The 20527-nt window shown below is 69.5% G+C and carries 21 protein-coding genes; 7 read left to right on the forward strand and 14 right to left on the reverse strand.

Features of this window, described 5'->3' with window-relative positions:
- The first annotated feature begins 108 nt into the window (after nt 1–108).
- The gene (locus A9310_RS01365; protein ID WP_065629049.1) at nt 109–681 is read left to right on the forward strand and encodes a TetR/AcrR family transcriptional regulator; all 573 of its coding nucleotides are present in this window, start codon (nt 109–111) and stop codon (nt 679–681) included.
- A complete protein-coding gene (locus tag A9310_RS01370; RefSeq protein WP_065629050.1) occupies nt 678–1316 on the forward strand; it encodes a GNAT family N-acetyltransferase in 639 nt (212 codons plus the stop codon). The genes A9310_RS01365 and A9310_RS01370 overlap by 4 nt, the downstream gene beginning before the upstream one ends.
- Before the next feature lie 43 nt (nt 1317–1359).
- Here A9310_RS01370 and rdgB read toward each other — a convergent pair whose 3' ends face one another.
- The 11 genes from rdgB to clpS all read right to left on the reverse strand — a co-directional run bounded on the left by rdgB (nt 1360) and on the right by clpS (nt 9149).
- Nucleotides 1360–1974, reverse strand: coding sequence for an RdgB/HAM1 family non-canonical purine NTP pyrophosphatase (gene rdgB, locus A9310_RS01375; protein WP_065629051.1), 615 nt, complete (start codon nt 1972–1974; stop codon nt 1360–1362).
- The gene (rph, locus tag A9310_RS01380; RefSeq protein ID WP_058249994.1) at nt 1974–2729 is read right to left on the reverse strand and encodes a ribonuclease PH; all 756 of its coding nucleotides are present in this window, start codon (nt 2727–2729) and stop codon (nt 1974–1976) included. The genes rdgB and rph overlap by 1 nt, the downstream gene beginning before the upstream one ends.
- Before the next feature lie 35 nt (nt 2730–2764).
- Entirely contained in the window at nt 2765–3529 is a 765-nt protein-coding gene (locus A9310_RS01385) for a cyclic nucleotide-degrading phosphodiesterase (protein WP_058249993.1), read from the reverse strand.
- A 78-nt stretch (nt 3530–3607) separates the two neighbouring features.
- A complete protein-coding gene (murI, locus tag A9310_RS01390) occupies nt 3608–4414 on the reverse strand; it encodes a glutamate racemase (protein WP_175401051.1) in 807 nt (268 codons plus the stop codon).
- Nucleotides 4414–5043 carry a rhomboid family intramembrane serine protease gene (locus tag A9310_RS01395; protein ID WP_065629052.1) on the reverse strand — a complete coding sequence of 210 codons (630 nt, stop codon included), beginning with the start codon at nt 5041–5043 and terminating at the stop codon, nt 4414–4416. The genes murI and A9310_RS01395 overlap by 1 nt, the downstream gene beginning before the upstream one ends.
- 25 nt (nt 5044–5068) lie before the next feature.
- Nucleotides 5069–6040: a PLP-dependent cysteine synthase family protein gene (locus A9310_RS01400; RefSeq protein WP_065629053.1), complete on the reverse strand. Its 972-nt coding sequence runs from the start codon at nt 6038–6040 to the stop codon at nt 5069–5071.
- Between the two features lie 2 nt (nt 6041–6042).
- On the reverse strand, nt 6043–6330 hold the full coding sequence (locus A9310_RS01405) for a MoaD/ThiS family protein (RefSeq protein ID WP_065629054.1): 288 nt from the start codon (nt 6328–6330) through the stop codon (nt 6043–6045).
- Nucleotides 6331–6332: 2 nt separating this feature from the next.
- Entirely contained in the window at nt 6333–6740 is a 408-nt protein-coding gene (locus A9310_RS01410) for a Mov34/MPN/PAD-1 family protein (protein WP_065629055.1), read from the reverse strand.
- A 129-nt stretch (nt 6741–6869) separates the two neighbouring features.
- Nucleotides 6870–7970, reverse strand: coding sequence for a P1 family peptidase (locus A9310_RS01415; RefSeq protein WP_065629056.1), 1101 nt, complete (start codon nt 7968–7970; stop codon nt 6870–6872).
- A 209-nt stretch (nt 7971–8179) separates the two neighbouring features.
- Entirely contained in the window at nt 8180–8755 is a 576-nt protein-coding gene (locus A9310_RS01420) for a DUF2017 domain-containing protein (RefSeq protein ID WP_065629057.1), read from the reverse strand.
- 70 nt (nt 8756–8825) lie between these two features.
- A complete protein-coding gene (gene clpS, locus A9310_RS01425) occupies nt 8826–9149 on the reverse strand; it encodes an ATP-dependent Clp protease adapter ClpS (protein ID WP_058249987.1) in 324 nt (107 codons plus the stop codon).
- Nucleotides 9150–9168: 19 nt separating this feature from the next.
- Here clpS and A9310_RS01430 point away from each other — a divergent pair, with 19 nt between their 5' ends.
- The 5 genes from A9310_RS01430 (at nt 9169) to glgB (ending at nt 17749) form a co-directional block, all read left to right on the forward strand.
- On the forward strand, nt 9169–10473 hold the full coding sequence (locus tag A9310_RS01430) for a nicotinate phosphoribosyltransferase (RefSeq protein ID WP_065629058.1): 1305 nt from the start codon (nt 9169–9171) through the stop codon (nt 10471–10473).
- A gap of 49 nt (nt 10474–10522) precedes the next feature.
- Nucleotides 10523–11134 carry an isochorismatase family protein gene (locus A9310_RS01435; RefSeq protein ID WP_058249985.1) on the forward strand — a complete coding sequence of 204 codons (612 nt, stop codon included), beginning with the start codon at nt 10523–10525 and terminating at the stop codon, nt 11132–11134.
- 124 nt (nt 11135–11258) lie between these two features.
- Nucleotides 11259–13355 (forward strand): ATP-dependent DNA helicase, encoded by a 2097-nt coding sequence (locus A9310_RS01440; protein ID WP_058249984.1) that lies wholly within the window; start codon nt 11259–11261, stop codon nt 13353–13355.
- Between the two features lie 163 nt (nt 13356–13518).
- Nucleotides 13519–15519, forward strand: coding sequence for a maltotransferase domain-containing protein (locus A9310_RS01445; RefSeq protein WP_065629059.1), 2001 nt, complete (start codon nt 13519–13521; stop codon nt 15517–15519).
- 7 nt (nt 15520–15526) lie between these two features.
- Nucleotides 15527–17749 carry a 1,4-alpha-glucan branching protein GlgB gene (gene glgB / locus A9310_RS01450; RefSeq protein ID WP_065629060.1) on the forward strand — a complete coding sequence of 741 codons (2223 nt, stop codon included), beginning with the start codon at nt 15527–15529 and terminating at the stop codon, nt 17747–17749.
- 73 nt (nt 17750–17822) lie between these two features.
- Here the strand turns inward: glgB and A9310_RS01455 are convergent, their stop codons facing one another.
- The 3 genes from A9310_RS01455 to A9310_RS01465 all read right to left on the reverse strand — a co-directional run bounded on the left by A9310_RS01455 (nt 17823) and on the right by A9310_RS01465 (nt 20514).
- Nucleotides 17823–18779, reverse strand: a complete 957-nt coding sequence (locus tag A9310_RS01455; RefSeq protein WP_175401053.1) for a tetratricopeptide repeat protein — start codon at nt 18777–18779, stop codon at nt 17823–17825.
- 95 nt (nt 18780–18874) lie between these two features.
- The gene (locus tag A9310_RS01460) at nt 18875–20026 is read right to left on the reverse strand and encodes an MFS transporter (RefSeq protein WP_175401042.1); all 1152 of its coding nucleotides are present in this window, start codon (nt 20024–20026) and stop codon (nt 18875–18877) included.
- A 92-nt stretch (nt 20027–20118) separates the two neighbouring features.
- Nucleotides 20119–20514 carry a DUF3817 domain-containing protein gene (locus A9310_RS01465; RefSeq protein WP_058249980.1) on the reverse strand — a complete coding sequence of 132 codons (396 nt, stop codon included), beginning with the start codon at nt 20512–20514 and terminating at the stop codon, nt 20119–20121.
- Nucleotides 20515–20527 lie beyond the last annotated feature (13 nt).

Consider the following 20527-nt stretch of genomic DNA (forward strand, 5'->3'; position numbering starts at 1 on the left):
TCGACGGGATCGAGCGCACAATCAACGGTCCATTGAAACTGTACCGTCCGGACGGTATAGTAATAAGCGATCCGGGAAGTTCCCGGGACATCGAGCACGGAGGGTCCGATGGCACGCACGTCCGGGCGGAGTGCCGCCGACACCCGACGGCTGATCCTCGACGCCGCGGCCCGTCTGGTCGCGCGACACGGCGCCGCCGTGTCGGTGTCCGAGATCGCCGCTGCGGCCGGGGTGTCCAAGGGCGGGCTGCTCTACCACTTCCCCGCCAAGGACGGCCTGCTCGAAGAACTCGCGGCGGACCTGATGGCCCAGTTCCGGTCGACCGTCGAGCGACTCGCCGACGAGGAGGACGACGCGCCGGGACGGCTGACCAGGGCCTACATCCGGGTGAGTTTCGCCGACGCGCGGGACTCCGCCGGCCTCCGCGACCAGATCGCGCTGGCCGCCAGCCTGATGTACGAACCGGGCCCGGCCGCCCTCGCCCAGCAGGACGCCGATCACTGGCGCGCCGCGCTGTCCGACGACGGTCTCGACCCGGCGGTCACGCGACTGATCATCGCGGCCGCCGACGGCTCGAACACCGCTCCCCTGTGGGGAGCCGTCCTCGACGACTCCGACCGGGCCACCCTCGAAGCGGACCTGATCGCTCTCACCCACACACACGCAAAGAAGGGGTCATGACCGACATCACCTATCGCCCATACCAATCCACCGACGCCGACGATGTGAAGAAGATCATCGACGAGGCGTTCTACATCCACCGATACGTCCACGGGCACCGCGTTCTCGACAGCGCGCTTGAGGTCTATCTGCGCGAGCAACTGGTGGCGAGCACCTGGAGCCATGTCGCGGTGAAGGGCGGCCACGTGGTGGGGATCATTCTCGGACGTGTCGCCGGCGAGCCGCACCTGCGCGAACGGACGAAGAACCGAGCGCTGCTCTGGGCGCACACCGCTCGAGCCGCGATTCTCGGGCTGCCCCAGCTAAAGGCGCTACGCGGCTTCTTCGCGTACGAATCGGTGGCCCACCGGCTCGGCGCCCAGACCGGACAGCCGCTCGACGACGAACTCACCCTGTTCGCCGTCGCCTCCACGACACGGGGACACGGCGTCGGGGCGACCCTCTATCAGGCGTTCCTGGACCATCTCCGCGACCGTGGCCGTTCGGACTTCCATCTGTACACGGACTCGCTCTGCACCTTCGGGTTCTACGAGCGACAGGGGATGTCGCGTGCCGGCGCCGACGACATGGACATCCTGCTCGACGGCGAGCCGCACACGTTGGGGGTCTACATGTACACCGGAACCGCGAGCTGACGCTCGTCCCGACGCCGACGCCGACGCCGGCGCAAAAGGGGGGTCAGCCCGCGAGCGCTCGTAGCGCCGGAACCAACTGCGCCAACGCTTTTCCGCGGTGACTGAGCCCGTCCTTCTCCGCCGGCGACAGTTCCGCCGCGGACCGGCCGTCGGCGATCTCGTCGTCCGGGGCGAACAACGGGTCGTACCCGAAACCGTGCGGCCCGCGCTCCTCCCGCAGGACCCGCCCACGCCACTCGCCGCGCACCACCGTCTCCGTCCCGTCCGGCAGCACAAGCGCGCAGGCCGAGACGAACGCGGCGCCGCGTCGTTCGTCCGGGGTGTCCGACAGCTGGGCGAGCAGCAGCGCGTTGTTGGCCGGGTCGTCCCCGTGCCGGCCCGACCAACGCGCCGACAGCACGCCCGGCATGCCGTTCAGGGCATCCACCGCGAGACCGGAATCATCCGCGAGACATGGGATTCCGATGGCCTTAGCGCCCGCGCGGGCCTTGATCAGCGCATTGTCCTCGAAGGTGGCACCGGTCTCGGGTTCCTCCGGGTACTCGGCCACGGCGTCGAGACCGATGACCTCCACCCTGGTGATTCCCGCGGCGTCGACGACGCGCTGCAATTCGGCGAGCTTCTTGCGATTACGGCTGGCCAGCAGCACCGAGGACATCAGGCCCGTCCGGGGAGTTCGCCGGGGTACGGCTCGGCGAGCACGGCTCGCTGCGCCTCGAACAGCTTCTCGGTACCGATCGCGGCCACGTCGAGCAGCGCATCGAGCGTCGAGCGCGGGAACGTCGCACCCTCGCCGGTGCCCTGCACCTCGACGAGCGTGCCGGCGTCGGTCGCCACGACGTTCATGTCCACCTCGGCGCGCGAATCCTCTTCGTACGGAAGGTCGAGTCGGACGCGGCCGTCGACGACCCCCACGCTGACCGCGGCGATCGCGCACGAAAGCGGTTGCGGGTCGGACAGTTTGCCCGCGGCACGCAGGTAGGTGATCGCGTCCGCCAGCGCGACATAGGCACCGGTGATGGCTGCGGTGCGGGTACCGCCGTCGGCCTGCAGGACGTCGCAGTCCAGGGCGATGGTGTTCTCGCCCAGGGCACCGAGATCGACGCACGCACGCAGCGACCGGCCGATGAGTCGACTGATCTCGTGGGTGCGACCACCCACCCGGCCCTTGACCGATTCACGTGACGACCGGTCGTGGGTGGCGGCGGGCAACATCGCGTACTCCGCGGTCAGCCAGCCCAAGCCTGAACCACGACGCCACGGCGGGACACCCTCGGTGACACTCGCGGTGCACATCACCCGCGTCTTGCCGAATTCCACCAGGACCGAACCCGCCGGATGGCTGGTGAAACCGCGGGTGAACGTGATGGGACGGAGTTCGTCGTCGGCTCTGCCGTCAGCTCGTGTGGTCACGGGTCTCACTGTAACGACCGGCGCGGACACGACAGCTAGGTGAGGTCGAAGACCTGTCCCTGGCTGACGAGCTCCGTCGGACCGGAGAACGTGCTGCGGGCCTCGGCGAGGATCTCCGCCGAATCGGACCACGGGGCGACGTGGGTGATCGCGAGTGTTCGGACGTTCGCCTTGGTCGCGGCCTCCCCCGCCTCGATACCCGACATGTGCAGATCCGGTGGGCGCTCCGAGGGCGCATGGGTCCACGACGCCTCGCACAGGAACAGGTCGGCGTCGGCCGCGAGGTCGATGAGTTCGTCGCACGGCGCGGTGTCTCCGCTGTAGGCGATGACCTGTCCGTCTGGACCGGTGATCCGCAGACCGAAGGTGTCGGGCGGATGATTGACGTTCATCGCCCGGATGCGCATCCCGCCCAGGGTGATCTCCTGGTCGTCGCTCCACTCGTGGACGTCGAAGGTGTCGGTGATGTCGTCGAGCTGTCCGGGGAATTCCGACGACCCGTAGCCGATCCTGAGGGCGGTGCCGGGTGGGCCGTAGAGCGGCGCCCGCCGCCGTGCCGGCTGTGGTGCGTACCGACGCCAGACGAGCATCGCGGGCAGATCGAGGCAGTGATCGGCGTGGAGATGACTGAGGACGACGGCGACATTGTTGGGGTCGGTGACGCGCTGCAGTTCGCCGAAGACACCCGGGCCGCAGTCCACGAGGACCGGTTGTTCACCGGGTACGGAGAGCAGGTAGCCGGAGCACGCGGCTCCCGGTCCGCCCACACTGCCCGAGCACCCGAGGACCGTGAGACGCATAGGCCCCACTGTGCCACGATTCCGCGCGCGGGCGGCGGCATACGGGTCACAAGTGCGCGGCGATGCGCGGTTGACCCCTCACACGTGCTGCACGGCTCCGATCACCGGCCCCAGGAATCGGTTCGACAGTTTCGCGAAGAGCTCCGGGTCACCGGTCGCCTGGAAGACGCGGGTGGCGTCGCGGCCGGTGTGCGGGTGCAGCAGGTCGGCCTCGGTGAGGACCCGGAAGAGGTCTTTCGCCGTCTCCTCCGCGCTCGACACCAGGGTGACCTCGTCGCCCATCGCCAACTGGATGACCCCGGACAGCAGCGGGTAGTGGGTGCAGCCGAGGACCACGGTGTCCACGCCGGCCTGCTGCAGTGGTTCGAGGTAGCCCTGCGCGAGCCCGAGGATCTGTCGGCCGCTGGTGATCCCGCGTTCGACGAAGTCGACGAACCGCGGACAGGGCACCGCGGTGATCACCGCATCGCGTGCCGCCGCGAACGAATCCTGATATGCCCGTGAGGAAATCGTCGCCTCGGTGCCCAGCACGCCGATCCGGCCCGTCTTGGTGGCGACCACCGCGCGGCGCACCGCCGGCAGCACGACTTCGATGACCGGGATGGGGGCGTATCGCTCGCGCGCGTCGCGGAGGCAGGCGGCCGAGGCGGTGTTGCAGGCGATGACGATGGCCTTGACCCCTCGCTCGGCGAGGTCGTCGCCGATCGCGAGGGCGTGGCGTCGGATCTCGGGGATCGTCAGCGGACCGTACGGCCCGTTGGCCGTGTCTCCGATGTAGACGATGTCCTCGTCCGGCAACAGATCGATGATCGCGCGCGCCACCGTCAGTCCCCCGACACCCGAGTCGAAGATCCCGATGGGTGCGTCCTGGCCGCCCGCCGCGATTATGGCGCAACCCCCGGTGCGGTGACCGCCGGCTTCCGTCGATCCCGGGCCGCGAGTGCCCACGCCGCGAACACGCCGGCGATCGCGCCGAACAGGTGGGCCTGCCAGGAGATCAGTGGATCCGAGGGCAGGACGCCCCACAGGATCGATCCGTACACGAGGAACAGCACGAGGCCGCCGAGGATCTGCCACAGATCGCGGTTGAACAGGCCGCGGACGATGAGGAAGGTGAGCCAGCCGAACACGATGCCCGACGCCCCGACGGTGATCGAGTACGGCGCTGCGAACAGCCACACACCGACCCCCGACACCACCCAGATGATGCCGGTGACGACGAGGAACCGCCGCGTCATCAACACGAGAAAGCACAGCACCGCGCCGGGCATCAGGTTGGCGAACAGGTGTTGCCAGTCGCCGTGCAGCATCGGCGCCCACAGGATGCCGTCCAGTCCGTCGACCTGTCGTGGTTCGATGCCGTTCTGGTCGAGGTCGTAGTGGGTCGCCACGTCGATGGCCTCGATGACGAACAGCACCGCGACGATGGACGCGGTGATGATCGCCGAACGCAGCCACAGCGGACGCGCGCGTCGCGCGGGCTGCTGCCCGACCGGCGGGGTGTACGAGCTCATGGCTGGAAAGTCCTCGGTAGCGGGGTCAGGCCCAGAGCTGGCCTTCGAGTGCCTGCTCCGCGTCGTCGAGACTACCTTCGTACGCCCCGGTCGACAGATACTTCCATCCCGCGTCGGGCACGACGAAGCCGATGTCGGCGCGGGTCCCGGCCTTCAGTGCCCGTCGGCCGATACCGCGCGCGGCCTGCAGGATCGCACCGGTGGAGATCCCCGCGAAGATGCCCTCGAGGTCGATCAGTTCCCGCACCCGCGCGACCGCGTCGACGCCGGTCACCGAGAAGCGGCGGGTCAGCACCGAGTCGTCGTAGAGCTCGGGGATGAAACCCTCGTCGATGTTGCGCAGGCCGTAGACCTCGTCGCCGTACCGGGGTTCGGCGGCGACGATCTCGATATCGGGGTTGCGTTCGCGCAGGAACCGCCCGACGCCCATCAGCGTTCCGGTCGTGCCGAGCCCGGCGACGAAGTGGGTGATCTCGGGCAGGTCGGCGTACAACTCGGGGCCGGTGCCCTCGTAATGCGCCGCGACGTTCGCCGCGTTGCCGTACTGGTAGAGCATCACCCAGTCGGGATTGTCCGCGGCGAGGCCCTTGGCCACCGCGACCGCGGTGTTGGAGCCGCCCGCCGCGGGTGAGGAGATGACCTGCGCGCCGAACATCCGCAACAGCGAGCGCCGTTCCTCCGAGGTGTTCTCGGGCATCACGCAGATCAGTTGATAGCCCTTGAGTTTCGCCGCCATCGCGAGCGAGATGCCGGTGTTGCCGCTCGTGGGTTCGAGGATCGTCGAGCCCGGCCGCAGCAACCCGTCGCGTTCGGCCTGTTCGATCATCCGCAGCGCGGGGCGGTCCTTGATGGATCCGGTCGGGTTCCGGTCCTCGAGCTTGGCCCACAGGCGGACGTGCGGGCCCTCGTCGGAGTCGTCCCAGCGCGGCGAGAGCCGTTGCAGACCGATGAGCGGGGTGTTGCCGACCGAGTCGATCAGGGAGTCGTAGCGGGCCACGCTCAGCCGCCGGCGACCGCGGGCAGGATGGTCACCTCGTCGCCGTCGTCGATCGGGGTGTCGAGGCCGCCGGAGAAACGCACGTCCTCGTCGTTGACGTAGATGTTGACGAACCGGTGCAGTTTGGCGGTGCCGTTCTCGTCGGGCGCGACGAGTCGTTCCTTCAGCCCGGCGTTGCCCGTCTCGAGGTCGTCGATCAGGGCGGCCAGCGTCGAACCCGACCCCTCGACGCGCTTCTCCCCGCCGGTGTGAGTACGCAGGATCGTCGGGATGGATACGGTGACAGACATGCTCAGCTCCTGATCTCGATCTCTTCTTCGGTGACCGCACCGTCGACGATGCGATAGCTACGGATCTCGGCGGTCTCGGGGTCGCGCGTGGACACCAGCACGTAATGGGCGCCGGGCTCGCCGGCGTAGGAGATGTCGGTGCGGCTCGGATACGCCTCGGTGGCGGTGTGCGAGTGGTAGATCACGACGGGTTCCTCGTCACGGCGGTCCATCTCCCGCCAGACCGCGAGCTGCTCGGCCGAGTCGAAACGGTAGAAGGTCGGCGACCGCTCGGCGTTGATCATCGCGATGAAACGCTGCGGATCGTCGGAACCCTCCGGCCCGGCGATCACCCCGCAGGCCTCGTCGGGATGGTCGGCGCGCGCGTGCGCGACCATGGCATCGACCAGCTCCTGCCCGATCTTCAGCATCGGTGTCGCATTCTCCTGTCCAGACGTGTCCGCACCCGGGAAACCCGGGTTCCCCGAGGCGCAACATCGTCCCCGCGGCACCTATTCCGTTCGCCGTTCGCGACGACCCCGGGTCCGCGGAAAGTCGACTCAGCGGAAAGCCGACGGGGCCGTCTGTGCGTAGGTGGGGATCGATGCGACCGGTTCCGCCACGAGGACCGCGTTCACGATCGCCCGCTGGACGACGTCGGCCGCGGCCCGGCACACCTCGGCGACCACCGCGACGTCGGCATGCATACCCGCCGGCGCCGGCATCGGTGTCGCCGGCCGGACCGCGCCCGTGGCGATGCCGAAGATCGTGTCACCGTCGAGCGGGGAGTGCGCGGGCCTCATCGCCCGCCCGAGACCGTCGTGTCCGGCCATCGCCAGCCGCTTGGTCATCGGCGCGTCGAGCACGGCATCGGTGGCCACGACACCGATCGTCGTGTTGAGCACGGTGTGCTTCGCCGCGAGGTCGGCGAGCGAGTCGATGTCGGCGGCCGATGGCCGGCGCAACCCCAGGCGGCCCAGTTCGGTCTCGCCGAGGTCCCACGGCAGCCCGGTCTGCGGGTCGATGACCGCCCCGACCGGGTTGGCGACCATCACTGCGCCGACGGTGATGCCGGCCGCGGGACCGGCGTCGAACGTCATCGACGCCGTCCCGACCCCGCCCTTGAGCGCGCCGGCCCGGGCGCCGACACCCGCACCCACACACCCGACGGCGAATTCCGTGTCCGCCGCGCGGACCGCGTCCATTACGAAGTCCGCGCCGGGTCGGTGGTCCCAGGCACCGACGGGGAGGTCGAAGATCACCGCGGCGGGAACGATCGGCACCACGTGCCCGCGGTCGTCGAGCGGGAGTCCGATCCCGTCGGCCTCGAGCGCGCGCATGACCCCGTCGGCGGTGGCCAGTCCGTAGGCACTACCTCCGCTGAGCACGATGGCGTGCGCGGTCTGGACCGTGTTCGACGGGTCGAGGAGATCGGTTTCGCGGGTACCCGGACCGCCACCGCGGACGTCGACGGCGGCGATGGCGCCCGGCGCCGACACCCGTACGACGGTGGTCCCGGTGGCCCACCCGTGACCGTCGGGGGCCTCCGGTGCACCGGCGACCCGGGCGTCGGGGTCGACGCGGTGCGCGTGCCCGACGGCGAGGCCGGCGATGTCGGTGATGCGATTGCCGGCCGGGGCCGGTCGGCCGAGTGTGCTCACGAGACCCCTGACGTCGAAGCGGACGAAGTTCCCGAACGGAACCCTAATGGTGTGTCTCGGAAACAGGTGGCCGGTATCCGGTGGAGCGATCGGTGGTCTGGCAAGGCGGAGGAGGGAGGGATAGCGGAGCTATCTCGACCGACGACAACGCAGCCAGGCGCCGATCGAGCGCCGGAGACCAGTCGCTTATTTCCGAGACACACCACTAGTCACATCAGGGCCTCGACGAGGAGGTCCTGCATCACCGTGAGCCAGTGGTAGACGTCGAGATGCGCCGCATGCGGGTGGTCGGGCGGCAACTGCTCGGGAGTGTCCTCGGAGATCCCGAGCATCGCGCCGAGTGCCAGTCGCACGTCGTTGAGCGAGGTGAGCCACGCCGCGGCCTCGTCGGGAGTCAGGGCGAAGTCCCCGCCCCCGGCCGGCAGGGTGTCGAGCAACACCCGGGCGGCGCCCAGCTTGGCGTCGATGATCTGTGGTTCGTGAACGCTCCGCAGCGCCGAGTTCAGTTCGCCGTTGACGACCTCGGCGGAGAGTACGTCGTCCTGGTCGGGCCGGTGGAAATCCGGGAGGAGACGGCCCAGGGTCACATCGTCGGGTGCCTGCGAGTGCCCGACGTCGATCCCGGTCAGCCTCGCGAGGTCGTCGCGGGGCGCGGAATCGGCTCGTTCGGTGAGCAATTCGCACATCGACGTGACCATCGACGCGAGCAGCTCTGCTTCGTGCGCGTCGAGTTGCGATGCGATGCGCATCGTCTCGCCGCGCCCCTTGCGTTTCCAGGTGCGCACGCGTCTCAGTGTGCCTGCCGCGCCGCGAAGGCCGCCCGACCGGTTCGGAGTCGTCCGCGGCCGGTCCGGGTCACGAATCCCGCTGCATCGTCGCCCACAGCCCCGCGGCGTGCAGCTTCGCGACGTCGGCCTCGACCTTTTCCCGGTCCCCGGAGGACACCACTGCCCTGCCCTCGGTGTGGACCTGCATCATCAGTTCGTTGGCGCGGGACTCGGAGTAGCCGAAGATCTTCTGGAAGACGAAGGTGACGTACCGCATCAGATTGACCGGGTCGTCCCACACGATCGTCATCCAGGGCTTGTCGAGTCCCGCCGCGCCGTCGGCGACCTCTGGTTCGGCAACCGCCGTACCGCCGGGGGTAGCCTCGTGCGCACGAGTTTCGTCAGGCGCCATGAGGACAGGGTAGGCGATTGTGAGCAACGACAACACCGCGCTGCTGACCGATCAGTACGAACTGACGATGGTCGCAGCGGCACTTCGCCACCCGGTTGCGCACCGCCAGTGCGCATTCGAGGTCTTCGCCCGCCGCCTCCCCGACGGCCGGCGCTATGGCGTGGTGGCCGGAACCGGCCGCGTTCTGGACGAGCTCGCGGCGTTCCGGTTCGGCGACGAGGAGATCGCCGTGGTCGAGCGATTCCTCGACGCGGACACGGTGGCCTGGCTGCGGGACTATCGGTTCTCCGGTGACATCGACGGTTACCGGGAGGGCGAACTCTATTTCCCCGGTTCGCCGATCCTCACCGTCCGCGCGCCCTTCGCGGAGGGGGTCCTGCTCGAGACGCTGATCCTCTCGATTCTCAACCACGACAGCGCGATCGCGTCGGCCGCGGCCCGCATGGTCAGCGCGGCCGGGTCGCGCCCGATCATCGAGATGGGCTCGCGGCGCACCCATGAGCGCGCCGCGGTCGCCAGTGCGCGCGCCGCCTACATCGCCGGCGTCGCCGCCACGTCGAACCTCGAGGCGGCCCGAAGCTTCGGCGTGCCCAGCGCCGGCACCGCCGCCCACGCCTTCACCCTCGGTTTCACCGGCCCGGACGGGCCCGACGAGAAGGCCGCGTTCGCCGCGCAGATCGAGGCCCTCGGGATCGGTACCACGCTGCTGGTCGACACCTACGACATCACCCAGGGCGTGCGCAACGCCATCGAGGTCGCCGGCCCCGGACTCGGTGCCGTGCGCATCGACTCCGGCGACCTCGGGGTGCTGGCGCGCCAGGTCCGCGCGCAGCTCGACGACCTGGGCGCGACGGAGACGAAGATCGTCGTGTCCGGTGATCTCGACGAGTACGCGATCGCCTCGCTGCGCGCCGAACCGGTCGACACCTACGGGGTCGGGACGTCCCTGGTCACCGGTAGCGGGGCGCCGACGGCGGGGATGGTGTACAAACTCGTCGAGGTCGACGGCCTGCCGGTGGCCAAACGGGCGAGTCACAAGGAGTCGCGCGGCGGCGCCAAGTCGGCCGTGCGGGCGGCCCGGTCGAGCGGCACGATCGTCGAGGAGATCGTGTATCGCGCCGACGGCACCCGCCCCGCGCCGGACGGGCTCGGCATCCGGGACCTGCAGATCCCGCTCGTCCGCGGTGGGACGCCCGTGGCGTCGCTGCCCACTCTCACCGATGCCCGCGCGCACCTCGCGGCCGGCCTGGTGAGCTTGCCCTGGGAGGGTCTGGGCCTGTCCCATGGAGATCCCGCGGTGCCGACCCGCTACGAGCTCGGCTGACCGCACCCCGACGCCCGGAACCGATGTCCCCCGACGACAGGAGAAATGGATGAGCGCCGAACGCAGCGACGGCACCCGTCCCGCCGACGCGCTGATCGTCGTCGACGTGCAGAACGACTTCTGCGAGGGCGGCGCCCTCGGGGTGAACGGCGGCGCCGCGGTCGCACGGGCGGTCACGTCGATCCTCGACGAGTACCGGACCGTCGTCGCGACCCGCGACTACCACATCGACCCCGGTGCGCACTTCTCCGACGACCCCGATTACGTCGACACCTGGCCACCGCACTGCCGCGTCGGCACCGACGGTGTAGCGTTCCACCGCGAATTCGACGCCGCGGCGGCACACGAGGTCTTCTCCAAGGGCGAGTACAGCGCCGCGTACTCCGGCTTCGAGGGCGCGGCCGCCGACGGCTCCACCCTCGCCGTGTGGTTGCGGGAACGGAAGGTGAAGTCGGTCGACATCGTCGGCATCGCCACCGACCACTGCGTGCGGGCGACCGCGCTCGACGCCGTGGAGGCCGGTTTCAGCACCCGCGTCCTCCTCAACTTCACCGCCGGTGTCGCGCCCGAGACGACGTCGAAGGCTCTCTCGGCGCTGCGGCAGGCGGGTGTCGAACTCGTGGGCGACCTGCTCTACGACGGGTCGAGTCGGACCGGGTAGCAGCGCCGCGGTCCCGACCACGATCCCGATCTCGACAGCGGGAACCGACCGGGCCCGCGATACGTCTGAAAGAACACCGTTCCCGCGCACGGCGAACCCAGCAAGGACAACCGGAACACACCTCATGCCCAACACACCCCCGGTGACCGACCTGCTCGACGCGGCGGTCACCGCACTCGGCGGTCGCCGCCGCGACGGTCAGGTCGCGATGGCCTCCGCGGTGGCGCATGCCATCGACACCGGCGAGCATCTCGCGGTCCAGGCCGGCACCGGCACCGGCAAGTCGCTGGCCTACCTCGTGCCGGCCATCCGGCACGCCGTCGAGAGCGGCCGCACCGTCGTGGTGTCCACCGCGACGATCGCGTTGCAGCGCCAGCTCATCGAGCGCGATCTCCCCCGCCTGGCCAAGGCGCTGAAGAAGCCGATCGGCCGCGAGCCCACCTTCGCGATTCTCAAAGGGCGCGGAAACTATCTGTGCCTGAACAAGATCCACTCCGGTACCGCCGACGAGCCGGACACCGAGCTGTTCGACCCGTTCGAGCTGTCGCGCACCGGCCGGGAGGTCACGCGTCTGCGGGAGTGGAGCAGCGAGACCGAGACCGGCGACCGGGACGACCTCGTCCCCGGCGTCTCCGACCGGTCGTGGCGACAGGTCAGCGTCACCGCCCGCGAGTGCCTGGGCGCGGCCAACTGCTCCTACGGCGAGGACTGCTTCGCCGAGCAGTCCCGCCGTCGGTCCGGGAAGGTCGACGTGGTGGTGACCAACCACGCGCTGCTGGCCATCAACGCCACGAGCCCGGCCAACGTCTTGCCCGAGCACGACGTCGTCGTCATCGACGAGGCCCACGAGCTCGTCGACCGGATGACGTCGGTGGCCACCGACGAACTGTCGGCGGCCTCGGTGGCGCTCGTCGCACGCCGGTGCGGGAAGCTCGTCGACGAGGAGACCGCCGACGCCCTCCTGGGCGCCGGTGAACAGCTGGGCGAATTGCTCGACAACGCGCCGATGCGCCAGTGGACCGGCCTGCCGTCCGACGCCACCGCTGTCCTCGTGATGCTCCGGGACCGGCTGTGGCAGGCGCGCACCGCGATCGGACCGGTACGGATGGCCGGCGCCGACGACGGCGCGGCGGCCGCCCGCTCGGCGGCCCTGACCTCACTCGAGGACATGCACGACACCGTCGTCCGCGTACTCGGTGCGTTCGACGAACCCGACGAGGCGAAGCGGCGCGACGTCGTGTGGGCGTCACTGGACACCTCACGCCGCGGGGCCGAGCCCCGGCCCATCCTGCACATCGCACCCCTGTCGGTCGGCGGCCTGCTCCGGGCCTCCCTGTTCGCCGACGCCACGGTCATCCTGACCTCGGCGACCCTCACGATCGGCGGCTCCTTCGACGCCCTCGCCGCGACCTGGGGACTCCCGGCGTCGGGGCGCGGGACCGACCGTCCGGTGACAGACGAGACGAGCCCCGCAGCGGGGTCGAGCACAGCCGACGTCACCGCCAGCGGGAAGGCGGTCCCGTCCGATTCGGGTTCGGCACGCTGGACCGGCCTCGATGCCGGCTCGCCCTTCGACTATCCGCGGTCGGCGATCCTCTACGTCGCACGTCACCTCCCCCGACCCGACCGCTCGGGCATCTCGTCGCGGACGATGGACGAGATCGCCGAGCTCGTGAACTCCGCCGGCGGACGCACGCTCGGTCTGTTCTCCTCGATGCGCGCGGCGCGCGAAGCCGCCGACGCGATCCGCGACCGCACCGACCACCCGGTGCTGTGTCAGGGTGACGACACGACGTCCACCCTGGTCCGGCGGTTCGCCGACGACCCGGCGACCTGCCTGTTCGGCACCTTGTCCCTGTGGCAGGGGGTCGACGTGCCGGGCCCGTCGTTGAGCCTCGTGCTCATCGACCGCATCCCCTTCCCTCGTCCCGACGATCCGCTGCTGACCGCCCGGCAGCGTGCGGTCGATGCGCGCGGCGGCAACGGATTCCTGTCGGTGGCGGCCAACCACGCCGCGCTGCTGCTCGCCCAGGGCGCCGGCCGCCTGCTGCGTTCGGTCGACGACCGCGGGGTCGTCGCGGTCCTCGACTCCCGACTGGCCACGGCGGGGTACGGCGGTTATCTGCTCGCGTCGCTGCCCCCGATGTGGCGTACCACCGACCCCGCGGTCGTCCGTTCGGCACTGACCCGATTGACCGATCCCGCCCGTTCGGTGGGCTGACCTCGACCGACCCCGCCGCGCCCGGCCCGCCCGACACGGCGGGCGATCCATGACAAGACAATCCCGTCCGCGGGGCACTAGGTTGGGTATCGGTGATACCAACGAAGGCGAGACCGACAGCGCACCCCGGCCACTCACGGGAGCTGACGACAGGAGGCCCCACGTGATCGGGCGCATGGGTATCGACGACATCGCACCCCTTGTGTCGGCGGGCCAGCAACCTGCCAAAGCCGTTGTGGGAGAATACTTCCCGGTCAGCACCACGGCCTGGCGTGAAGGACACGACGCGCTCGGCGTCACACTGCACGTCGAGGCTCCGCGACGCGGGCCGTTCGATGTCCGGATGGTTCCCGCGCCGGAACCGGACACCTTCAACGCAGCCTTCGTCCCCGACGCCGTCGGATTCTGGTCGTACCGGATCGAGGCCTGGAGCGACCCCTACGCCACTTGGCGCTCGGCCGTTCTGAAGAAGCTCGACGCCGGGCAGGGTGCCGCCGACCTCGCCAACGACATCGAGACCGGCGCGCGGGTACTGGACACCGCAGCCGACCTGGTCGCCGGTGACGACCGAGAACTCCTGCTCGACGCCGCGCGCCAGCTCCGCGCACGTCGTCGCCGTGTCGAGAACCGGGTGGGCCTCGCGATTTCCGACGAGGTCGTCGAACTGCTGACCGCCCATCCCGTCCGGGAGCTCGTCACCAAGAGTCGTACCTACCGGGTGTGGGTCGATCGCAAGCGCGCACTGTTCGGCTCGTGGTACGAACTGTTCCCGCGCTCGACCGGCGGCTGGGACGGTGAGGGCAATCCCGTCCACGGCACGTTCCTCACCGCCGCCCAGGATCTGCCGCGCGTCGCGGACATGGGCTTCGACGTCGTCTACCTGCCACCTATCCACCCGATCGGTGAGATCAACCGCAAGGGCCCCAACAACACCCTCGTCGCGGGGCCCGAGGATGTCGGTTCGCCGTGGGCCATCGGATCGTCCGACGGCGGGCACGACGCCATCCATCCCCTCCTCGGCACCGAGGAGGACTTCGAGTACTTCGTCGGCCGGGCTCGCGAACTCGGCCTCGAGGTCGCGCTCGATCTGGCTCTGCAGTGCGCACCGGATCATCCGTGGGCGCTCGAGCATCCGGAGTGGTTCACCACCCAGCCCGACGGCACCATCGCCTTCGCGGAGAACCCGCCGAAGAAGTACCAGGACATCTACCCGCTGAACTTCGACAACGACCGCAACGGCATCTACCGAGCGGTCCTCAAGGTCGTCCTGCACTGGGTCGGGCTCGGAGTCGACATCTTCCGCGTCGACAATCCGCACACCAAGCCGCCGAACTTCTGGGAGTGGCTGATCAGTGAGGTGAAGAAGCGGCACCCCGACGTGCTCTTCCTCTCCGAGTCCTTCACCCGGCCGGCGCGGCTCTACGGCCTCGCCCGGCTCGGCTTCAGCCAGAGCTACACCTACTTCACCTGGAAGACGCTGAAGTGGGAGCTCGAGCAGTTCGGCCGGGAGATCGCCGACCACGCCGACGAGGCCCGCCCCAACCTCTTCGTCAACACCCCCGACATCCTGCACGAGAGCCTTCAGCACGGCGGTCCGGGCATGTTCGCACTGCGCGCCGCGCTCGCCGCGACCCTGGCCCCGACATGGGGTGTCTACAGCGGATACGAGCTGTACGAGCACGTCGCCGTGACCGAGGGCAGCGAGGAGTACCTCAACTCGGAGAAGTACGAGCTGCGGCCCCGTGACTACAAGGCGGCGGCGAGCCGCGGCGAGTCGCTCGAGCCGTGGATCACCTCGCTGAACGAGATCCGGCGCCGGCACCCCGCACTGCAGCAGCTGCGCAACATCCATTTCCACCATGTCGACAACCCGTCGCTGATCGCCTACTCGAAGATCGACCCGGTGTCGGGCGACCGGGTCATCGTCGTGATCAACCTGAACCCGTTCGGTCCCGAGGACTCCACGGTCTGGCTCGACCTGCCGAAGCTCGGCTTTGAGTGGTACGACCGCTTCCCCGTCCGCGACGAGGTCTCCGGCGAGGAGTACTGGTGGGGCCAGGACAACTACGTCCGGCTCGAGCCCTGGCGGGCGGTGGCGCACATCCTCGCCTTGCCGCCCCTCGAACCTGTTGCCGCACAACAGCTCGCCTATCGGATCCAGTGAGGTATCAGTGACCGATCGCACCGATCCGCCAGACCTACCCGACCCCTACGCGACCGACCACGACCTGCGTCGGCTCGCGGCGCAGACCCATCCCGATCCACACGCCTTCCTCGGCGCCCACGACGCGCCCGGCGGCGCGACGATCCTGCGCACCCTGCGCCCGAACGCGATCTCGGTGTCGGCGGTCATCGGCGGAGTCGATCATCCGATGACCCGTCAGACCGACGACCTGTGGGTGGTCACCGTGCCGATGGCCGACCTGATGGACTACCGGTACCGCGTCGTCTACCCCGATTCCACCGGGGGCACGTCGGAATTCGTCGTGGCCGACGGTTACCGGTTCCTGCCGAGCCTCGGCGACGTCGACATCCATCTGTTCAGCGAGGGCCGCCACGAGGAACTGTGGAACGCCCTCGGTGCGCGGGTGACGTCGTACACGACCACCGACGGCGACGTGCACGGCACCGCCTTCTCCGTGTGGGCGCCGAATGCCCACGGTGTCACCGTGATCGGCGACTTCGACGACTGGACCGGGCGCGTAGCGCCGATGCGCAAGGTCGGGGTCAGCGGGGTGTGGGAGGTCTTCATCCCCGACGTCGGCGACGGGACCCACTACAAGTTCCGCGTCCATGGCGCCGACGGCGTCATCCGCGACAAGGCCGACCCCATGGCCTTCCGCACCAGCACGCCCCCGGCAACCGCGTCCCGGGTCACCGTGTCCGAACATGTCTGGACCGACGACGCGTGGATCGCGCGCCGGGAACGGTCCGCGCCCGAGCGTGAGCCGATGAGCGTCTACGAGGTCCACCTCGCGTCCTGGCGTCAGGGCCTCGGCTACCGCGAACTCGCGCACGAGCTGGCCGATTACGCCGTCGAGAAGGGCTTCACCCACGTCGAGTTCCTGCCCGTCGCCGAGCACCCGTTCGGCGGTTCCTGGGGTTACCAGGTCACGTCGTACTACGCGCCGACGGCGCGCTTCGGAACGCCCGACGACTTCCGCTACCTCGTCGATCACCTCCACTCCCGTGACATCGCCGTGATCGTCGACTGGGTGCCGGCCCACTTCCCCAAAGACGACTGGGCGCTCGCCCGATTCGACGGCACCCCGCTGTACGAGCACGCCGATCCGATGCGCGGCGAGCAGCTCGACTGGGGCACCTACGTCTTCGACTTCGGCCGGCACGAGGTCCGCAACTTCCTCGTGGCGAACGCCCTGTTCTGGTTCAGCGAGTTCCACATCGACGGTCTCCGCGTCGACGCGGTGGCCTCGATGCTCTACCTGGACTACTCACGACCGGCCGGGCAATGGCGCCCCAATGTGCACGGCGGTCGCGAGAACCTGGAGGCGGTGCAGTTCCTCCAGGAGACCAACGCGACTGTGCACAAACATTTCCCGGGCGTGATCACGGTGGCCGAGGAGTCGACCGCATGGCCGGGCGTGACCCGCATGACCGATCTCGGCGGGCTGGGGTTCAGCTTCAAGTGGAACATGGGCTGGATGCACGACACCCTCGACTACCTGTCCCGCGATCAGATCCACCGCAGCTTCCACCACCACGAGATCACCTTCTCGCTGGTGTACGCGTGGAGCGAGAATTTCGTGCTGCCGCTCTCCCACGACGAGGTCGTGCACGGCAAGGGCACCCTGTGGACGCGCATGCCGGGCGATTCGTTCGCCAAGGCCGCGGGCGTGCGGGTCTACCTCGCCTACATGTGGTCCCACCCCGGCAAGCAACTGCTGTTCATGGGACAGGAGTTCGGGCAGACCGGCGAATGGGCCGACAACCGGAGTCTGGACTGGCATCAGCTGGAGGGCTGGGAGGGCGAACTGCACTCCGGCATCTCGGCCCTCGTCACCGACCTGAACCGGATCTACCGGTCCCGACCGGCGCTGTACACCCAGGACATCGATTCACTGGGTTACGAGTGGATCGACGCCAACGACACCGCCAACAACGTGATCAGTTTCCTCCGGTACGGCACCGACGGATCGGTCGTCGCGTGCCTGTTCAACCTGAGCGGCTCCGACCGCGCCGACTATCAGGTCGGGTTGCCCTCGGCCGGGGTCTGGGACGAGATCCTCAACACCGATGCCGACGCCTACAGCGGTGCCGGGCGCGGCAACATGGGTTCGATCACGGCGGACGGGCCGTCCTATCACGGACGTCCCGTGTCGGCTCGGGTCATGCTGCCCGCCAACTCGGCGATCTGGCTGGTGCCGCGGGAGTAGTGGTGTGTCTCGGAATCAGTCGCCTGGTTCCGAAACACATCACTCAAACTCCCGCGGCAGTGGCCTCAGCCCGTCAGTAGAGGGCGCTGGCGAGCTTGCGGCGGGCGCTCACGACGAACTGCTCGGCGGGATCGAAGAGTTCGAACAGCTCGAGCAGCCGGGTGCGCGCCCGGGTGCGCTCCTCCCCCGCGGTCACGCGCACGACGTCGATGATGCGGTCGAACGCGGCTTCGGGCTGTTGGTTGAGCAGCAGGACGTCCGCGGCCGCGAGCTGCGCGTCGACGTCACGGGGGGACGCCGACTCCACGATGGCGGGATCGTGCGCCTGCGCCCGCAGGATGAACTCGAGGTTCCGCGCGGCGGACACCGCTTCGAGGTTCTCCGGCTCGGCCTCGGCGATCGCCCGGTAGTCGGCGAGTGCGCCGTCGAAGTCGCCGTCGTTCAGCTTCGTCTCGGCGGCGACCAGCCTCGGGTCCTCGGGCTCCGGCTCGGGTGCGGGCCCGTCGGGAACGCCCGGGAGGATGTCGCCGATCTGGGCGAAGATGTCGTCGATCCACTGGGTGATCTCGGCCTCGGAGCGCACCCCGTTGAAGGCGGTCACCGGCTGTCCCTGCACGATCGCGACGACCATCGGGATCGACTGCACCCGGAACGCCTGTGCGATACGGGGATTGGCGTCGACGTCGACCTTCGCCAGCACCCAGCGCCCGCCCGACTGCGCGGCGAGGCGTTCGAGGACCGGCGACAACTGCTTACACGGCCCGCACCATTCCGCCCACAGGTCGATGACCACGAGCTGCTGCATCGACCGGTTGAGCACCTCGGCCTCGAACGTCTCCTCGGTGACGTCGAGGACCGCGGCCGCCGCGGTTCCCGCACCGGCGGCCGGCGATTGCCCGCCCTCGGCGGGCGGCTCACCGGGCGCGGCAGGTCGTGCTGCGGCCTGCGACTGGGCCCGTTGCGCTTGTGCGCGTTCGGCTTCGGCCCGCTCCTTGAGTACGCCGAGATCCACCGCGCCGGACATGGCCATGGCTGCTGCCGCCTGCTGTCGGGCCGCGGCGGCGGCCTGCTGACGATTGGTTGGTCGCGTCACCCCTCCAGTGTGTCACGACCGCCCACGCGGAATCAGACGACGTCGGGCGAACGCGTTCGGTCCGGCGCGGCGGTGCGCGTGCGGTCCGGGCGAACGACCGGCGCGAGCACGACGGCGAGGACGAGCGCCGCCACGGCCGCGAGCAACCCGGTGTTCAGCGAGGTCCGGCTGCTGATGAAGCCGACGACCGCGGGACCGGCGAGCATGCCGAGATAGCCGCATCCGACGACGGCGGAGATCGTCCGGCCGCTCGACTCCCCCGACAGATTGCCCGCCGCGGTGAAGATCTGCGGGATCAGCCCCGCCAGACCCAGTCCGAACACGCCCCATCCCACGATGGCGAGGAGGGGTACGGGCGAGAGCACCGCGATCAGGATTCCGGCGGTGCCGAGCAGGCCGCCGTAGCGGACGACCGCCACCGGTCCCACCGACCCGACGACCGGATCGATGACGAATCGCGCGACGGTCATCGTCGCGCTGAATGCGCCGAACGCGATGGCGCCGACGGCTTCGGCGGAACCGAAGGTCTCGACCACGTGCAGTGCACTCCAGTCGTAGGCGGTGCCCTCGGCGAGCATGAGTGCGAACGCGACCACCGCCAGCAGCACCAGGCGGCGCCGGTCCACGGTGTGCCACCACTTCCCGGACGCGGGGCCGTCGGCGTCTGCACCGCGTGCACTCGCTTCGTCGGTCCCCACCTCGCGACCGGCGAGACCGCGCGCGTTCCACGCCACGACGCCGATGCCGGCCGCCGCGGCGCAGGCCACGGTGAGGACGACACCGACGTCGGCCCACAGGGTTGCCGCGACCACTCCCGAACCCACGAGACTGCCCGCCGAGAAGAACCCGTGGAACGACGACATGATCGGTCGGCCGTAGGCCCGTTCGACCACGACCGCCTGCGCGTTCATCGACACATCCAGGCAACCGTTGGCGAATCCGAAGGCGACGAGCGCGGTGGCGAGCGTCAGGGCGTCGGCGGCGAGCACCGGGGCGACGATGACCGCCGACAGCAGCAGCGCGGCACCGATCGTCACCGGCCGGGACCCCCGACGGTCGATCAGACGGCCGCAGACCTGCATGCCGACGAACGCCGACGCGCCGAGCAACAGCAACAGTCCGCCGAGTTGGTCGTGATCGACTCCGGTGCGGGCACTGATGACCGGGATGTGGGCCACCCACATCGCGGCGAGAAACCCGTTGAGCGCGAAGATCGCCCCGACGCTGCGGCGGGAGCGCCGGAGCGTCGGGGCGATCGAAGGCGGGATCGGGGCGGTCAGGCCGTGGCCTGCCTGGGCGCGCGGTCGGCGGACAGTTCGGCGAGATGGCCGTTACGGCGCGCCCACCACTCGAACACGATCGTGCCGAACGGCGGGAGGCTCGAGACCAGCGCCAGCAGGGTGACGATCGGGATTCCGATCCGCCGCGAACCCACCGGCAGCTCCCACTTCACCGCGTTCCACTTGAGCTGGATCGCCGTGATCAGGGCGACGACCACGAAGATCACGAAGACGATCCCGTGGATCATGCCCGGCTTGGCGATGGCCTCGTCGTCGTCGTTGACCCGCTTGACGACCATGGCGACCAGCAGGACCGCCCAGGTGATCGCCTCGGCGACGGCGACGAACCGGAAGCGCTTGGCGGGAGTGGTCAGGTCGAAGAATGACAGCATGGCCCTCATTGTG

Source organism: Gordonia sp. UCD-TK1, from assembly GCF_001691435.1.
Classification (GTDB): Bacteria; Actinomycetota; Actinomycetes; order Mycobacteriales; family Mycobacteriaceae; genus Gordonia; species Gordonia hongkongensis.

Bases quoted from the DNA above. Each gene is read 5' to 3' on its own strand.
- A9310_RS01440 (WP_058249984.1), top strand. From the start codon at position 11,259: ATGCCCAACACACCCCCGGTGACCGACCTGCTCGACGCGGCGGTCACC.
- A9310_RS01410 (WP_065629055.1), bottom strand. From the start codon at position 6,740: ATGCTGAAGATCGGGCAGGAGCTGGTCGATGCCATGGTCGCGCACGCG.
- A9310_RS01455 (WP_175401053.1), bottom strand. From the start codon at position 18,779: ATGGCCATGTCCGGCGCGGTGGATCTCGGCGTACTCAAGGAGCGGGCC.
- A9310_RS01395 (WP_065629052.1), bottom strand. From the start codon at position 5,043: ATGAGCTCGTACACCCCGCCGGTCGGGCAGCAGCCCGCGCGACGCGCG.
- rdgB (WP_065629051.1), bottom strand. From the start codon at position 1,974: ATGTCCTCGGTGCTGCTGGCCAGCCGTAATCGCAAGAAGCTCGCCGAA.
- A9310_RS01385 (WP_058249993.1), bottom strand. From the start codon at position 3,529: ATGCGTCTCACGGTCCTCGGGTGCTCGGGCAGTGTGGGCGGACCGGGA.
- A9310_RS01465 (WP_058249980.1), bottom strand. From the start codon at position 20,514: ATGCTGTCATTCTTCGACCTGACCACTCCCGCCAAGCGCTTCCGGTTC.
- A9310_RS01460 (WP_175401042.1), bottom strand. From the start codon at position 20,026: ATGTGGGTGGCCCACATCCCGGTCATCAGTGCCCGCACCGGAGTCGAT.
- A9310_RS01405 (WP_065629054.1), bottom strand. From the start codon at position 6,330: ATGTCTGTCACCGTATCCATCCCGACGATCCTGCGTACTCACACCGGC.
- A9310_RS01370 (WP_065629050.1), top strand. From the start codon at position 678: ATGACCGACATCACCTATCGCCCATACCAATCCACCGACGCCGACGAT.
- clpS (WP_058249987.1), bottom strand. From the start codon at position 9,149: ATGGCGCCTGACGAAACTCGTGCGCACGAGGCTACCCCCGGCGGTACG.
- A9310_RS01365 (WP_065629049.1), top strand. From the start codon at position 109: ATGGCACGCACGTCCGGGCGGAGTGCCGCCGACACCCGACGGCTGATC.
- A9310_RS01435 (WP_058249985.1), top strand. From the start codon at position 10,523: ATGAGCGCCGAACGCAGCGACGGCACCCGTCCCGCCGACGCGCTGATC.